Source organism: Thiobacillus denitrificans, from assembly GCF_001530125.1.
GTDB lineage: Bacteria > Pseudomonadota > Gammaproteobacteria > Burkholderiales > Thiobacillaceae > Thiobacillus > Thiobacillus denitrificans_C.
Window position 1 is genome coordinate 16,253 of record NZ_LDUG01000061.1, and the last position, 16,700, is coordinate 32,952.

The 16,700-nt window shown below is 62.9% G+C and carries 11 protein-coding genes and 1 pseudogene; 6 read left to right on the forward strand and 6 right to left on the reverse strand.

Annotated features, from left to right (window positions below; all coding sequences use genetic code 11):
- The 4 genes from ABW22_RS16965 to ABW22_RS16090 form a co-directional block, all read right to left on the reverse strand.
- On the reverse strand, positions 1-643 hold a 643-nt coding region (locus ABW22_RS16965; RefSeq protein WP_193393321.1), incomplete at its 3' end, for an NAD(P)/FAD-dependent oxidoreductase.
- Positions 644-988: 345 nt separating this feature from the next.
- The gene (gene ybiB, locus ABW22_RS16080) at positions 989-1,993 is read right to left on the reverse strand and encodes a DNA-binding protein YbiB (protein WP_059759262.1); all 1,005 of its coding nucleotides are present in this window, start codon (positions 1,991-1,993) and stop codon (positions 989-991) included.
- 139 nt (positions 1,994-2,132) lie between these two features.
- Positions 2,133-4,814, reverse strand: coding sequence for a nitrate reductase (locus tag ABW22_RS16085; protein WP_059759268.1), 2,682 nt, complete (start codon positions 4,812-4,814; stop codon positions 2,133-2,135).
- A 266-nt stretch (positions 4,815-5,080) separates the two neighbouring features.
- Positions 5,081-6,436 (reverse strand): diguanylate cyclase domain-containing protein, encoded by a 1,356-nt coding sequence (locus ABW22_RS16090; RefSeq protein WP_237763388.1) that lies wholly within the window; start codon positions 6,434-6,436, stop codon positions 5,081-5,083.
- Between the two features lie 292 nt (positions 6,437-6,728).
- On the opposite strand from ABW22_RS16090, the gene ABW22_RS16095 reads away from it, so the two are divergent.
- Positions 6,729-8,036 (forward strand): MFS transporter, encoded by a 1,308-nt coding sequence (locus tag ABW22_RS16095; protein ID WP_059759276.1) that lies wholly within the window; start codon positions 6,729-6,731, stop codon positions 8,034-8,036.
- Between the two features lie 109 nt (positions 8,037-8,145).
- Here the strand turns inward: ABW22_RS16095 and ABW22_RS16100 are convergent, their stop codons facing one another.
- Both ABW22_RS16100 and ABW22_RS16105 read right to left on the reverse strand, forming a co-directional pair.
- Positions 8,146-8,433, reverse strand: a complete 288-nt coding sequence (locus ABW22_RS16100) for an NAD(P)H-dependent oxidoreductase (RefSeq protein WP_202813979.1) — start codon at positions 8,431-8,433, stop codon at positions 8,146-8,148.
- Between the two features lie 135 nt (positions 8,434-8,568).
- Positions 8,569-10,680 carry an autotransporter outer membrane beta-barrel domain-containing protein gene (locus ABW22_RS16105; protein ID WP_082709053.1) on the reverse strand — a complete coding sequence of 704 codons (2,112 nt, stop codon included), beginning with the start codon at positions 10,678-10,680 and terminating at the stop codon, positions 8,569-8,571.
- A gap of 578 nt (positions 10,681-11,258) precedes the next feature.
- Here ABW22_RS16105 and ABW22_RS18185 point away from each other — a divergent pair.
- The 5 genes and pseudogenes from ABW22_RS18185 to ABW22_RS16125 form a co-directional block, all read left to right on the forward strand.
- Positions 11,259-11,480, forward strand: a pseudogene (locus ABW22_RS18185) (hypothetical protein); the annotation flags it as partial.
- A 226-nt stretch (positions 11,481-11,706) separates the two neighbouring features.
- Positions 11,707-11,871 carry a transporter associated domain-containing protein gene (locus tag ABW22_RS18190; RefSeq protein ID WP_237763391.1) on the forward strand — a complete coding sequence of 55 codons (165 nt, stop codon included), beginning with the start codon at positions 11,707-11,709 and terminating at the stop codon, positions 11,869-11,871.
- Positions 11,872-12,123: 252 nt separating this feature from the next.
- Positions 12,124-13,581, forward strand: coding sequence for a sensor histidine kinase (locus ABW22_RS16115; protein ID WP_269083917.1), 1,458 nt, complete (start codon positions 12,124-12,126; stop codon positions 13,579-13,581).
- A complete protein-coding gene (locus tag ABW22_RS16120; RefSeq protein WP_059759283.1) occupies positions 13,578-13,994 on the forward strand; it encodes a response regulator in 417 nt (138 codons plus the stop codon). The genes ABW22_RS16115 and ABW22_RS16120 overlap by 4 nt, the downstream gene beginning before the upstream one ends.
- Positions 13,991-16,696 carry an EAL domain-containing protein gene (locus tag ABW22_RS16125; RefSeq protein WP_059759287.1) on the forward strand — a complete coding sequence of 902 codons (2,706 nt, stop codon included), beginning with the start codon at positions 13,991-13,993 and terminating at the stop codon, positions 16,694-16,696. Before ABW22_RS16120 ends, ABW22_RS16125 begins: the two co-directional genes overlap by 4 nt.
- The last annotated feature ends 4 nt before the right edge of the window (positions 16,697-16,700 follow it).

The following is a 16,700-nucleotide window of genomic DNA, read 5'->3' on the forward strand; positions in this document are numbered from 1 at the left end:
GCAGGAATTTCATGCCTTTTGCTTCCAGGCTCTTCTGCAGCAGGCGCGCGGCGGGCTCGTCGAGCTGGCGTTCCATCAGCCATGGGCCGATGTGCACCACGGTCACGTCCATGCCGCGCTTCATCAGGCCGTTGGCCGCTTCCAGGCCCAGCAACCCGCCGCCGATGACGACGGCGTGGCGATACTGGCTGGAGGCGCGAATCATCGCGTCGACGTCGGCGATATCGCGGAAGCTGATAACGCCGTCGAGGTCGACACCGGGCACCGGCAGGATGAAGGGATTGGAGCCGGTAGCCAGCAGCAGGCGATCATATTCGGCGCGGGTGCCATCGTCGGCTTCGACCGCGCGCACGCTGCGGTCGATCTTCACCACCTTCTTGCCCAGGTGCAGGGTGATGTTGTTTTCGCTGTACCAGTCGAGCGGGTTCAGCACGATGTCGTCGACCGTCTGCTCGCCGGCGAGCACCGGAGACAGCAGGATGCGGTTGTAGTTGGGGTGCGGCTCGGCGCCGAACACCGTGATGTCGTAGAGGTCGGGCGCCAGCTTCAGCAGCTCTTCCAGCGTGCGCACCCCGGCCATGCCGTTGCCGACCATGACGAGCTTCATTTTTGGACCGTGTCCCATGGGCGTACTCATATCCATCTCACCACTCCAAACGAAAGACCAAAAGTGATGACCGAGATACGCCGTTGCATTCGGTCTGCTTAAAACAACTCATTCAACCCGGATATCGATTCGGGCCGAAACACCGCTGTAGGCGCGGCGCCCTCGCCGCGAATAGCGACCGCAATCGCGGCGAGGGCGCCGCGCCTACATAAAGACGTAAAGCAATCTCTATGCCAAGCTATCAGGGCTGCGCAACTGCCTTGTTATTACAGGGTTTAAAAGTTCCCCTCTGGAACGACCCGGTTTATTACGCACCATCGCAGTGCCGTATCGTGCAGCGTGCACCGAACCCTACGCTGCCGCCCGGCCAAAGCCATTGCGCTACGCGCCCCTCTCCCCAACCCTCTCCCGGAGGGAGAGGGCGCGAACGCCAAGCCCAAACCCGTTGATCGCCGTAATCGCGCGCGCCTGGTTGAGGTCTTCGGTATAGCCAGCGGCATACAGGCACACGGCGAGCTGATTGCGGATCGGCAGCGGCAGCGACAGGTGATCGCGCATGACCTGGGCTGTCCACGCACCCGTTGCCCGCGCGTCCATCTCCGGCAGATTCTCCAGTACGGATGCGGTCGTCTGCGCCCCGTACATCGGCTGCCACTGTCCGTCCTGCATCAGCACCATCTCCGGCCGCTGTAGCGGGTCGGCAAACGCCTCGCCCTCACAGCCCTGCAGCAGCAGCGCATGTCCGCCCAGGGCCTCCAGCACTTCGCGCGTCGGCGCAATCTCTGCGCCCGATGCCACCGGCGTCACCCGCACCGAATGCTCGCCCAGCACATCGGCCAGCATCGCCAGCCGCGTCACCCAGCCATCGACCCCCAGCCGCGCGCGCAAGGCCAGCAGCGCGGCCAGGCCGGGGCTCAGCAACGCCACCGGGGCGAAGGCGATGCCTTCCTCCTGCAGGTGCGCATTGACCTGCGCCGTGGTGCTGCACGGCATGATGCCGAGCTCGCGCAGCACGTAGGCCGCCGCCGTGCCGCCGCCGCCTTCGAACACGCCATGAATCAGCACCGGAATGCCGAAGCGCTTCAGCAGCAGCGCCAGCAGCGGGGTGAGATGCGGATGCGCGCGCACCCCGTGATAGGTCGGCAGCACCACGGTACGAAAGGGGCCGGACGGCGCGGCAAAATCCGGCAGCCGCTCGGCCAGCGCCGCGTGCAGGCCGAGCCAGGCATCCAGCCCCGGATCGTGCTGGTTGAAGGCGACCAGGAAGGCCGCCGTTTCCAGCTCCGGCACCCCGCCATCGAGCAGCGCTGCGCCCAGCGCGCGCGCATCGACAAAGCCCAGACCTTCGCCTACTTCGATCTGGCGGATGAGCGTGGCGTAGCTCATGACGGTCCACCTGGAAAAAGCCTGAACCACAGAGGCACAGAGGTATGTCCCGTAGGGACGGTATCCCTTGGGGCACAGAGAGAAACCGGAAAGAATTTGGGGTTCTCTGTGCCTCTGTGCCTCTGTGGTGAAATGGTTTTCATGCCGCCACCCGGTTGCTGGCGATCAGCCGCTTCAGTTCCGGCACGCACGAGCCGCATTCGGTGCCGCATTTCAGATTCGATTGCAACGCGGCCAGATCGGCGCCCGCCGCAATTGCCGCGACGATGTCGGGCTCGGCCACGTTCAGACAGTTGCACACGATGTGTCCACGCCCGGTCTTGCCTGCCGGCGGCAGCGCGACCGGCGCCAGCAGCCAGCTTCGCACCTCCATGGCCGACGCGCCTTCGGCAATCAGATCCTTGAGCCAGTCTTGCGCCACGGTTTCACCGGAGAGCCGGGCGCCGGTGATCACCCCGTCTTCCACCCGCACCTTTTTCCAGATTCCGCGACGGGCGTCCTGATAGTTCATGGTTAGCAGCGGGTCGTCCAGCCCGAACGCAGCGTCCATCTCCTGCACCAGCGATTCGGGCAGCGGGCCCACGCTTGCCGCCTGAAAAACCAGCACGGTGTTGTCGCGCCCGGTGAGGCCGGCGGTGGCGTAATCAAAACGCCCGAGAAAGGGCTGCGCGAGCCGCAGCAAGGTGACGCCATCGCCCCGCAGCATGATCGCCCGCCGATAGGGAAGGACGGCCTTTTCCACCTGCACCGCGGCATGCTTGAGTTCGGGTTGTCTGGAAACCGGATCGAAGGCGTCGAGCGTGAGGGCATTCACCCCCAGCCCGGCCATGAAACGGCCGCCCCAGTGCATGGGAATAAAACCCTGGCCGCCACGCAATTCCGCGCTCGCCTGCACCTTGATGACGAGACTGCCGCGGCGGCTTTTGACCCGCACCAGATCCCCATCGTGCAGCTGGCGGCGTTCCATATCCTGGCTATTCATCGACAGCAAGGGCTCTTCGACATGGGAATACAGCCGGGCCACCAGCCCGGTACGGCTCATGCCATGCCACTGGTCGCGCAGCCGTCCGGTATTCAGATGCAGGGGGTAGCGCGCATCGATGGGCTCTGCCACCGGCCGGTAAGGCGCGTCGTAAAAGCGCGCGCGTCCGCTCTCTGTTGGAAACACGCCATCCTCGTACAGACGCGGCTTGCCGAGATGTGCGCCTGCGGGAAACGGCCATTGCTGCGGCCCTGCATCCAGCAGGGCGTAGCTGAGCCCCGTAATGTCCAGGTCGCGCCCGCGCGTGGTCGCGCGGTGTTCGTTGAAGACGTCTTCGGCGCTTTCGTACGGGAACAGTCGCACGCCCTGTTCCGGCAGCAGCCGCCGCGCAAACTCGGTGGCAATGGCCCAGTCGGCACGCGCCTCGCCCGGTGGCGGCACGGCGGCGTGGACGCGCGAAATTCGGCGTTCCGAATTGGTCATCGTGCCGTCGGTTTCGCCCCAGGTAGAGGCGGGCAGCAGCAGGTCGGCAAACTGCACGGTTTCGGTATCGGCGAAGGCTTCCTGCACCACCACGAATTCCGCCGCCCGCAGGGCTTCATGGATCATGGCCTGATTCGGCATCGACTGCGCGGGATTGGTGCAGGCGATCCACAGCGCCTTGATCTCGCCCCGGCGCACGGCCTCGAACATTTCCACGGCGGTCTTGCCGGGCTTTTCCGGCACCGAATCCACCCCCCACAGCTGCGCCACTTCGGCGCGATGTTCGGGATTGACCAGGTCACGGTGGGCGGACAGCAGATTCGCCATGCCACCGACTTCACGCCCGCCCATCGCATTGGGCTGACCAGTCAGCGACAGCGGCGCGGCGCCCGGCTTGCCGATCTGACCGGTCGCCAGATGCAGGTTGATGAGCGCGGCATTCTTGTCGACGCCACAGCTCGACTGGTTGAGTCCCTGGCAGTAAAGCGACAGCGTCGGGCCTTGGGCAAACCAGCGCGCGGCCTGCACGATGTCCGCCGCCGCCACGCCGCAAATGGTCGCGACTTTTTCCGGCGTGTATTCGCGCACGGTTTCCCTGAGTTTTTCCCAGCCTTCGGTGTGGGCGAAGATGTAGTCGCGGGAGATCAGTTCCTCCCACAGCATCACGTTCAGCATGGAGTGAAACAGCGCCACATCCGTCCCCGGCAGGATGGACAGGTGCAGATCAGCCTCCTGCGCGGTGTCGGTGCGGCGCGGATCGACGACGATCAGCTTGAGGTCGGGATTGCGCTTGCGCGCTTCTTCGATGCGGCGGAACAGGATCGGGTGCGCATACGCCGTGTTCGAGCCGGCGATGAAGATCGTCCCGGCGTGATCGATGTCGTCGTAGCAGCCGGGTGGCGCGTCGGCGCCCAGGGTCGCCTTGTAGCCCGCCACCGCGGACGACATGCACAACCGCGAATTGGTGTCGACGTTGTTGGTGCCGATCAGCCCCTTGGCCAGCTTGTTGAAGACGTAGTAATCCTCGGTCAGCAACTGGCCGGAAATATAGATGCCCACGGCATCCGGGCCATGCTCGCGGATGATGGCGGCAAAGCGTTCGGCGGCGTGATCCAGCGCGGCGTCCCAGCTCACGCGCTGGCGTGCTTCGTCGCGCGACACACGCAGCTCCGGAACCAGCGCCCGCCCGCCCGCCTGCGCGGTCAGATGCAGCGTGGTGCCCTTGGTGCACAGCTTGCCGTGATTGGCGGGATGCATGGGGTCGCCCCGCACGCCGGTCATTTTCCCGGCATCGGTTTCGATCAATACCCCGCAGCCGGTGCCGCAGTAACAACAGACAGATGAAACAACAGACATGATGGCTCCTCGTCCAAGTCTGTCAGCAGGGTCTGTGCCAGGACGCGGCAACGTAGTGAATTCAAGGGCTTGACGAAATTCCGCTCGGCGCGATGCGGACGATGCGCTCAACTGCAGTGCATGCACGGAATGGGATGCCGCAAATTGGTGCGCCGGTTCAGGTGCAAAAGCCCAGACCCGACTCCGACCAGCCGTGCGCTGTGGTTATGAATGAGCGACAGCGACCCTCGGCGGCTCTTTGTGACAGGCCTCTCCAGGCCCGCTGATCAAGATTTCGGGGTATTGAGCATGCTGGGGCTGGATGTGACCTGGACGCGGTTTCCACCGCTCTTTTTGGCGGCGTACATTGCTTCGTCAGCATACCGAATCAATTGCTTGTAATCGTCACCGTGCTCGGGATAGAGCGCCACACCAATGCTCGGTGAAATATGCACCTTGTGGCCGGCCAGCTCGAAAGGATGGCCGAGTGCAACCCGAATCTTTTCGGCAATCGACAAGGCCTGCTCCGGCAGGGTGATGCCGTTGAGCAGTACCAGAAACTCGTCGCCACCGACGCGCCCGACCGTATCCGAGTTACGTACGCATTGACTGAGACGGCGTGCCGCTTCCTGCAGCAGAAGATCGCCAACGGGATGCCCCAAGGTGTCGTTCACCTGTTTGAACTTGTCCAGATCGAGGTACAGCAAGGCAAGCTGGGGCGGGGTCTGGTTCCGTTCAGCCCAGCGCAGCGCGGTTTGCAGGCGATCATGGAACAGTTCGCGGTTGGGCAGGTCGGTCAGCGGATCGTGCTGCGCGATATGCTGCAGCCAGACTTCCATCTGCTTGCGTTCGATCACAGGCGTGATCTGGTCGGCGACGAACTGCAACAACTCGATATCCTTATTGGTATATCGCGCCTCAGCGCAATCGCTCTGCACCACAAGGGCGCCGATGACGCCATTTTTTGCGCAGAGCGGAACGCCGAGCCAGTTCGATGAGTCCCTGCCGACATCGGACGGGGGTCGCCCGGGCAGACCCTCGCCGCTATTCGGTGGCACAAGCAGGGCCTGTCCGGTACGGACGACCTCTGCGCTCAGTGCCGTCGAATCCAGTTTTTGCGGTCCAGGCGCCTCACCGTATTCATCGACAGCGTAAGGAAAGGTCAACTCGTCCTTGTTTTTATCGTAAAGCGCAACGAAGAAATTGGCTGCCGGCAATAATTCGACCAGGATATGATGAATCTGTTGAAACAAGGCGACCAGATCTTCGGCAGCATGTGCCGCGTCGGAAATCGCATAGAGCGCGGCCTGGAGGGTGTCGGCGTGCATGCGTTCCGTAATGTCCCGCGCCACGGCCACCCTCACTTGATCCGCCTCCGACCAGCGGGCCGACCACATGATATGGACAACCTGGCCGTCCTTGCGCACATAGCGGTTCTCGAAATGGGGCTGGAGATGTCCGTCCAATATCCCATCGACCGCCTGCAGCGTCTTCGCCCGGTCCTCGTGAAACACAAAGTCGATCATCGGCCGGCCGACCATTTCCTCCGGTGTGTAACCGAAAATGCGTTCGCCTGCGGCACTGATAAATGCAAAACATCCCCGCGTGTCTACGACGCAGACAGCGTCGAGCAGCAGATCCATGAGATTGCTTGGGGGGGCGTGGCTGTTTGTTTTCATCTCATGGCATTCATGTCGCTAACTGCTGATCCGGATCGGGCGTAGGGGTTTATAGTCATCGAAAAATCATCTGTCGGCCTATAGTCCTGCTTCGGTCCGCTCATCCAACGTGGCATCATTCATCTGGCCCATTTTAGCCCGTGGCGCCCCAAATCCTGCACAGCCCCAGACCACGGCACTTCGCAGGCTCGTTTGCACTCACACCATCCAGGGATCGAATCGAGCATGACTTTTTCAAACTTTTGCGAGGCCGGCATTGACTAGCCTGCACCCACCCAGCCGCCTGCCGCCGGACTCGCTCGCCTGGCTGACCTGGGGCCTGCTTGCCAGCCTCTATTTCGTCGGCTACTTCCAGCGCGTCGCCCCGGCGGTGATGGTCGACGAACTGATGCGCGACTTCAGCATCACCGCCACCATGCTCGGCAATCTCTCCGCCCTCTACTTCTACACCTACGCCGCCATGCAGATTCCCAGCGGCCTGCTTGCCGATGCCGCCGGCCCGCGCCGCGTGGCCACGGCGGCGGCCGTGGTTGCGGCCGCCGGCATCGTCCTGTTTGCCCAGGCGGAAAGCTTGTGGATGGCCAGTCTCGGCCGGGCGCTGATCGGCGCCTCGGTCGCCGTCGCCTTCGTTGCCTGCATGAAGCTCGCCGGCCACTGGTTTCCCGCCAACCGCTTCGCTACGGTCACCGGCATCTCCCTCCTGATCGGCAATCTCGGCGGCGTGCTGGCCGGCGTGCCGCTCTCGGAGGCGGTGGCCAGCGTCGGCTGGCGCAGCGCCATGCTGGCCAGCGCGGGCGTCACCCTGGTACTCGCAGCGGTCGTCTGGCTGGGGGTGCGCGACGACCCCAGCGAACGCGGCTACGCCAGCCACGCCCATCCGGAGGCGCTCAACACCGCCGCCATGTCGCCGCGGCGCAGTTTGAAGCGGGTCATTTCCGAGCGCGACACCTGGCTGCTGTTTTTCGCCGGCGGCCTGATCGCCGCGCCGGTGCTGACCTTCGCCGGTCTCTGGGGGGTGCCTTACCTGGTCCAGGTTCACGGCCTGGAACGCAGCCATGCCGCCGGTTTCACCACCACCATGCTGCTCGGCTTCGCCGTTGGCGGCCCGCTGCTGGGCGCGCTGTCCGATCGCATGGGCCGGCGCAAGCTGCCCTATCTGGGCGCGACGCTCGTCCATGCCCTCGGCTGGCTGGCATTCCTGTTATTCGACGAGCTATCGGCCAGCGCGCTCACCCTGCTGTTCGCCGTCATCGGCTTCTCGGCCGGCGGGCTCATCATCGGCTTCGCCTTCGCGCGCGAGGTCAACCACCCGGGCGCGGCCGGCACCGTCGGCGGCGTCGTCAACATGGCCGTGCTCGGCTTCGCCGCCATCCAGCAAAGCGCCATGGGCTGGATCCTCGACCGCAACTGGCAGGGCGCCATGATCGAAGGCGCCCGCATCTATGACGCCGCCGCCTACCACGCCGCCTTCCTGTGGCTGGCGTTCAGTGCCGTAGGGGCGGTCCTGTTCGTGGCGCTGACCCGCGAGACCTACTGCCGGCTGCGCTTCGACGCGGGCGATTGAAGCAGCACGCTGCGGACTTCACGCCTGGCGCGATCTCCCATGCTTTGATGCTTTGCAACATCGGCCGACATCGATGCGCGGGCATTGATTGCCAATTCGGCCTCCCGATTCAATCGCCGCGCTCGCCGAGCTTTTCCAGCTTGGCCAGCCATTTCCTGGCAGGCTCGGGTTCCCTGTTCGCGACCATGCCGATCAAGATTTCGTGCACCGGCGCAATCCCCACAAAGCCGAGAATATTGCGTTCGAGCGACTTGATGCTGTGCGCGCGAAAATACCGGCGATAGACCGTCGCCGGCATCCCCATGGTGACGACCACGCGCACCGACCGGCCGGTAAGGCCCTTTGCCGCCAGCGGGTTCTTGCCCTCCCGCGAGAAAGCGAAGCCGGGACGTGCCACAATGTGCTTTTGAATGGAAGTGACGCCTATCTACAAGGCTGTAGATAGGGGAATTACAGGGGTTTTAATAAAAATCAGCAGACCCCAGGCTGACGCCCAGGATCTGCTGTTATGCAAGTTCAGACGCTGACCAAATTAGAACTTCAGGCCTGCAATGAGCGATACCTGATGTGAGGCGTACTCGCTGTCATTCCACTTATAGTCATAGAGTCCCTTGACGGTCCATGAATCCTTCTCGCAGTTGCATGAGAGAAACGTGACTCCTGCGCCGACATTATACAAATCACGATCCTGCTTGATCCCTTGCGCGTTGAAGCTTGCGCCGCCACCGGTGAAGGCTGCGTCTTGCTCCATCGTCGTCGAGTTGAAATCATGCAGCCACTTGACGTGCACCTCGGGAGAGAAGGTGCTGTTGCCGGATCGGATAACACGCTCCGCTTTCACACCCAGGGTGGACTGAACAAAGTTGTAATCCTGGCTCTCAACACGCAGGTTCGCGTCGCCCGCACCACTTTCCGTATAGCTGCCAACACGGATGTGGGACGCTTGCAATGAAGCGAGCGGCGTGATGGTTGTTTCGTTCACCTCATAATGCCTTCCCAGGGTGACGATGCCTGTGTATTGCTGTCCGGTGTAGTCGGAAGTCGCCGTACGATTTACCCCCGGAAATACGATGTGACGGGTGCTTTCGTAATCATTGACGCCGGCCGTCAAAGCTGCCTGGACAAACCAGGGACCCGGTGCGTGGTGCAGATAGCCCGTGATCTGATAAGAATCGATATCCGTGCTGCCCGATGAATTGTTGCCATCGATCGTGCTCTTCGCATAACCCCCGCCCAAACCAACGCGGGTCTGGTTGTTCAGCGGCTTGTCATAGGCAAGCATCAGACCGTAGGCTTCGGTATCGTATCCGTTCATATTAGCGACGTTGTCCTGGGTGCCCTGACTGCCGAACCCCTTCGCCCACCAGTTGCCTTTTTGCTCGGCGTCCTTACACGCATTCAAGTCTTTCGGCACATTGGGCTTGTTGGGCTCACAGTTGGTATCGCAACAGGCAGATTGGATCTGGTCCATCTGCGCCATCCAGAGGTCTTCAAACAGCCGCGTCGTCTGCGCCGCCACCCAAGGCGCTGCCAGATTGGTGTTGCCGGGGGCAAGCTGTGCCAGCGCATTATCGATGGCGCCACTCGTGGGGAGTGTGGCAATTGCGTCCTGAATGGTCCGAAAATCGGAACCCACCGGCGCATTCACATCCAATATGGGGGCGACTGCCAAAGCGCCAGGCGTAGCGACAAGGGTCGCCAAGGGCGCGATCCCGGTCAAGAGGATATTCACGTCGCCAGTGGTCGTCGGCACGCCGGAAAACGTGTAGCGCGGGCTGTTGCTGTTGTCCACGTTCACGACGGCGCCAATGGTGCCGGCCGGTGCATCCACAATCCTGAAATTGGTTCCGTTTGTCAGCGCGCCGGTGACGGTCGGAATCACGGTGATCCCGCCGGCATTGATATTCGAGGTGTCAGCGATGACGCGCCCAAACACGCTATCGCTGGCAAGCGTGGTCGCAATGTTGCCACCGGCGTTAGTTGTCAACGCGCCCGTGATCGTCAAGGTATTCGTGCCGAGGCTGAACCCTAAAGTTTGAACTGCGCCGGTAATCGAGGCGTTGCCGCCCGACACGTTGATTTGCTTCAGCCCGCTTGCGCCACCAATAGCACCCGTCACGCTGCTGCCATCATTAAGCGTCAAAGTGCCTGTATTCGCAGTATTGGTGGTGATGGCGCCAATCAGCGTTTTTCCCGCACCGAGATTGATAAAACCATCACCGACAAAGACAGGGGCCGTGATCACGTCGCCATTGAAATTGACGATTCCTGTCCCACTGACACCGAACGTCTGTGAATAAACCGCCCCATTAAAATTTACCGTTGAACCAACAGCGCCGGCGCTGATATTCAGGAACTCGGATCCAACCGTACCCGTGAATCCGGTTACCGTTGAGTTGCCTAGAAAAACAACACTGCCCGTATCGGCAGCGGAACTTGTCAGCGCCCCGCCGAGATCGTTATTGGTATTGATATTCTGGTTGTTGCCAACAGTCAATGTACCGCTGCCAGCCGTATCGACGCCGTTCAATTCACCCTCAGCACCCACCACGCCAGGAAGCGCCACTGCTTCGCGAGCCGATCCAACTGGTGCCCAGGCCGCGATGACAGCGGCCACGGCGGCGGTAATTAATTTAACTTTCATGAGAAATCCTTAATGTTATTTACGGCCTTGGCTGAATACACAGCGGATATAAAAACAGAAAAACACAATGCACAACAGACCATTAATTTCATTTTTCCATCTTTGCCGGGCCAATGTATCCGGGTTGCGCAAATGCCTCTGTGCGCTGGCACACATAAGGACACGCAGTTTCCGCTGGCTGAACTTGAACAGATGGAGCGATCAGCCTGGCTAGCCGCGTAGGGGTGTTTAGGCAATCAGCCTTTCGAGCGCGCCCTGTATAGCGAAAGGCCCTGGTCTTGAAAAATCAGCATGCGGGTCTAGGTTGGATAGGTGGTCGCCATGACGACTTAAATCCGTATCCAGAAAACCCGTTCAATAGGCGAAAAACATGGCCAACCTCACGCGTCACGACCCTTCCAGCCTTGCCCGCTTCGATCCCTTCGGCGACATCGACGACCTGTTCAGGGGGTTTTTCGTGCGGCCTGCACGCCTGGAGGGCCAGCCGCAGATGCAGATCAAGATGGATCTGAAAGAGGATGCGCGCCGACATCGTGTATCTGGACACCGCGCTGCCGCTGCAAGAGAACCTGCGGCGCATGGCCGAATCGGACCACACGCGCTTTCCGGTCTGCCGCGACGGACTCGACGAGGTGCTGGGCATCCTCAACACCAAGCAGTTGCTGGATACGATGCTGGCCGGCGCGGCGCCCAGTCTCACCGACCCGCTGCTGCCGGCCGTGTTCGTGCCGGAAAGCCTCCGCGGCCTCGATCTGCTGGAACAGTTCCGCGCGGCCGACACCCACCTGATGCGGGTCATCGACGAGTACGGCGAGATCAACGGCATGGTCACCCTGCGCAACGTGCTGGAAGCCATCACGGACGAATTCAAGCCGCGCCGGCAGGACGAGGCCTGGGCGGTGCCGCGCGGGGACGGCTCATGGCTGCTCGACGGCCTCATCCCCGTTCCCGAACTCAAGGACAGGCTGGGGCTGAAAAACGTGCCGGAAGAAGGCCGGAGGCGCTACCACGCTGAGCGGGCTGGCAATGTGGCTGCCCGGAGCGTTGCCGCAGACCGGCGATGTGCTGACCTGGGAAAACTGGCGGCTGGAAGTGGTCGACCTCGACGGCAAGCGCATCGAAAAGATACTCGCCACGCCGATCCCGCCCAGCGAAGCATCGCATCCAGACGCGCCTGCCGGGCCAGTCTGACCCATCCGCTCCCCGGATGAAATCTGGTTTTTTTACACGACCTTGCCAATATCCGGCCTATGAATTGAATTTCTGAAAAGACAATCCTCATTAAGTACCACGCTTGCGCCAAAGCCAAAGATAGCGTCCGTCCGGGACGGCATGTATATTGCTCAATAAACCAATTAAGCAATTAGGCATCAGGCTGGCCTTCTTGACAGCCCGGAACGCCGGGGGAGAACTTTCATCAAAGGGTTGGAACAAAAAGGCCTGTTGTGGCTGCTGGAATCGGCAGCCGATGCCATGCTTATCACCGATTCGAGCGGACGCATCGTGCTGGCCAACACGCCAGCCGAAGCGCTGTTCGGCTATACGCGGGCCGAATTGCTCGCGCTGTCGGTTGAAAGCCTGATTCCGCCGCGTTTTCGCGCCACCCATGTCACCCGGCGCCAGGACTATACGGCGCACCCCGGCAGCCGGGTGATGGGCAGCGGGGTTGAACTGTACGGCCTGCGCAAGGACGGCGGCGAGTTCGCCGCGGATGTCAGCCTGAGCCCGCTGGAAGGCGGCTATGTGCTGGCCACGGTGCACGACATCACCCGCCGCAAGCGCGCCGAGGAAGCGCTGGCCGAGCAGAGCGCGCGGCTCGCCGCCATCGTGGAGACGGCGGTGGATGCCATCATCACCATCGACGAACGCGGCACCATCGATTCCTTCAACCCCGCCGCCGAGCGCCTGTTCGGCTACGGACGGGACGAAGTCCTGGGCAGGAACGTCTCCCAGCTCATGCCCTCCCCCTATCGCGAAGCGCACGACGGCTATCTCGAGCACTATCTCGCCACCGGCGAGAAACGCATCATCGGCCTCGGCCGCGAGGTGGTGGCGCAGCGCAAGGACGGCAGCACCTTTCCGATCGAGCTGGCGGTGAGCGAAATGCGGGTGGGCAGCCGCCGCCTGTTCACCGGCCTGGTGCACGACATCAGCCTGCGCAAGCAGACGGAAGAACGCCAGGCACGCTTGATTCACGAACTGGAAAGCGCGAACGAGGAGCTGAAGAATTTCGCCTATGTCGTTTCCCATGATCTGAAGGCGCCGCTGCGCGCCATTGGCTCGCTCGCCGACTGGATCAGCACCGACCAGTCGGAGAAACTCGATGCCGAGGGCAAAGAGCATCTGCGATTGCTGATCCAGCGGACGCGGCGCATGGACAGCCTCATCGACGGCATCCTGCAATACTCGCGCGTCGGCCGCGTGCGCGAGGCGGTGGTGGCGGTGGATGTGAACGAGATCGTCCAGGAAGCACTGGCGATGCTCGCGCCGCCGCCGCAGATCCGTGTCGAGGTCGCCCCCGACCTGCCGACGGTTCGCGCCGAACGCACCCGCATCCTGCAGGTGTTCCAGAATCTGCTGTCCAACGCCATCAAGTATCTGGACAAGCCAGAAGGCCTGATCCGCGTCGGCTGCGTGGACCACGATCAAGAGTGGGAATTCAGCGTCAGCGACAACGGTCAGGGCATCGAGACGCGGCACTTCAAGCGGATTTTCCAGTTGTTTCAGACCCTCGCGCCCAAGGACCGGGTGGAGAGCACCGGCGTCGGCCTGTCGCTGGTGAAAAAAATTGTCGAGATGTACGGCGGGCGCGTGTGGATCGAATCCCAGCCGGGCGCCGGCAGCACCTTTTTCTTTACCTTGCCGCGTAGCGGCACAACCCAGCAGGAGCAACGCAATTGAAGACAACTTGCAAGGCAATCATGTTGGTGGAAGACGACGAGGTGGACGCCATGACCGTGCGCCGCGCCCTGAAGGAATTGCATGTGGGCAATCCGATGGTGCAGGCGGAGAACGGCGAGGAGGCGCTCAGCTACCTGCGCCAGCCGGGCCAGGTCATGCCGTGCATCATCCTGCTCGACCTCAACATGCCGGTGATGGGGGGCATCGAGTTCCTGCAGGTGGCCAAGCACGATGCCGCACTCAAGCGCATTCCGGTGGTGGTGCTCACCACTTCCGATGAGCAGCAGGACAAGGTGGCCAGCTTCGATCTCGGCGTGGCCGGTTACATCCGCAAGCCGGTGGACTACAAGCAGTTCGTGGAAGCTGTGCGCGCCATCGACACCTACTGGACGCTCTCCGAGCTGTCACAATGAGCCACGTCACCGTGCGTGTGCTGCTGGTCGAGGACGACGCCGTCGATCGGCTCGCCTGCCGCCGCGCGCTGGCGGCGCAGCCCGGCTACGTATTCGAGGTGGAGGAAGCCGACACGGCGCGCGCCGGGCTGCAGCGCGCGCACGCGGCGGCGCCGGATCTGATTTTGCTCGACTACCACCTGCCGGACATGGATGGTCTGGAGTTTCTCGCCGAGCTCGCCGCGGACGGCGGCGAGATGCCGGTGCCAGTGATGCTGCTGACCGGTGCCCAGGACATCGCGATTGCCGTCGACGCCATGCGCCGCGGCGCGCGCGACTACCTGGTCAAGGACGGCAAGGGCGATTACCTCAAGCTGCTGCCGACGGTGATCCATCGCGTGCTGCGCGAGAGCCAGGCGCACGCCGACAAGCGCGCAGCGGAAGAACAGCTGCGCGCTGCCGAGGCCCGGTATCGCAGCCTGGTCGAACAGATTCCGGCGATCGCCTTCACCGCCGCGCTGGATGTGCCGGGCAACCTGCTCTACGTCAGCCCGCAGATTCAGCGTCTTGGGTTTTCTCCGGACGAATGGCTGGCGAACCCGGACGGTGTGCTCAACCGCATCCACCCGGACGACCAGGCGCGGGTGCTCGCGGCCTTCGCCCACAGCTACGAATCGGGCGAGCCGTTGCGCTGCGAGTATCGCCTGCTGACGCGTGACGGCGAGCCGCGCTGGTTCCTGGATGAAGCCCGCGTGGTGCACGACGCGGCTGGCACGCCGCTGTGCTTGCAGGGCGTGCTGATCGACATCACCGAAGACAAGCAGCGCGAGGCGGAGCTCGAATTTCACCGCAGCTATCTTGAGATACTAGTGGCCGAACGCACCGGCCAACTGGAAAAACAGACCGTGATGCTCAGATCGGCCAACGTCAACCTGGTGAAAGAAATCGACGAGCGCCGGCAGGCCGAGCAGACGCTGCGGCAGAGCGAAGCCCGCTTCCGGCTGCTGCTCGAATCGGCCGGCGAGGGTATCTATGGGCTCGACACCGAGGGACGCTGCACCTTCGTGAACGAGGCCGCGCTGACGATGCTTGGCTATGCCCGCGACGAACTGCTGGGGCGCGAGACCCACAGCCTGATTCACCACAGCCATGCCGATGGCAGCGCTTATCCGGCACAAGAATGCCCCATCTACGACGCGTTCCACAAGGGTCAGCCGACCCACGGGCTGGTGGAACTGCTCTGGCGCAAGGACGGCAGTTCGTTCCCGGCGGAATATTCGGCGCAGCCATTGCGTGAAGCGGGGCAAGAGGCGGAACGCGTCAGTGGCGCGGTGGTGGTGTTCCACGACGTCGCCGAGTCGCAAGCCCTGAGGCACCTGCTTTCGTACCAGGCGACGCACGACGCGCTCACCGGCCTGGTCAATCGTCAGGAGTTCGAACGCCAGCTGGAGCGGATGCTCATCGAGATTCGGGGCGACGGCGAGGCGTACGCGCTGCTCTATCTCGACCTCGACCGGTTCAAGGTGGTGAACGACACCTGCGGCCACACCGCGGGCGACCAGCTGCTGCGACAGATCACAGCGCGTCTGCATGAGCGCCTGCGCGGTCGAGACACCCTGGCACGGCTGGGCGGCGACGAGTTCGGCGTGCTGCTCGAACACTGCCCGCTGGACCAGGCGCTGCGCATTGCCACCGAACTGCGCGACGCGGCGCAGGATTATCGTTTCGTATGGGAGGGCAAGCCGTTCTCAGTCAGCGTGAGCATCGGCCTGGTGCCGCTGTCCGCAACCATCGGCAGCGTATCCGCCGCGCTCGCCGCCGCCGATGCCGCCTGCTACGCGGCGAAGGAGCAGGGTCGCAACCGGGTGCACCTATACCAGCCGGACGACGCCCTGCTCACGCAGCAGCACACCCAAATGCAATGGGTGTCGCGCCTGACCCATGCCCTCGACACCAACCGCTTCCGCCTCTACCAGCAGGTCATCGCGCCGCTCGGTCAGCACGGCCAGGGCCGCCCGCACCACGAGGTCCTGCTGCGCCTGCTGGACGAAGAGGGGCGGGTGGTTGAACCGATGGCCTTCGTGCCGGCGGCGGAGCGTTACAACCTGATGCCTGCCATCGACCGCTGGGTGGTGCGTGAGGTGATCAGTCACCACGCGGTGCAGCAGCGCCACGCGCCTTTGGCCGAGCGGCCGATCTTCGCCGTCAATCTTTCGGGCAGTTCACTTGCGGATGAGCGCCTGGCCGAATTCGTGTGCGGCCTGCTGGCCGAGCATGGTGTGCCAGCCGACATGCTGTGTTTCGAGATTTCCGAGACTACGGCCATTGCCAACCTGAGCCGCGCCATTGAGTTCATCCGGGCGCTCAAACGCGAGGGCTGCCTGTTCGCCCTGGACAACTTCGGCAGCAGCATGTCTTCGTTTGCCTACCTCAAGCAGCTGCCGGTGGACTTCCTCAAGATCGACGGCAGCTTCATCCGCACCCTGGCCGAGGACAGCCTGACGCGGGCCATGGCCGATGCGATCAACCGGGTGGCACACGTGATGGCGATCGAAACCGTGGCTGAGTGCGCAGAGAGCGCACCGATTCTTGCCCTGCTCAAGGAGCTCGGCGTGGACCACGCCCAGGGCTATGCCCTGGCGCGGCCGCAGCCGCTGCCAGAGGCGGACGCGCCCGCACCCAGCGCCGATGGGTACGGGCGCAATCCGGCACACCGCCCGTGACCCA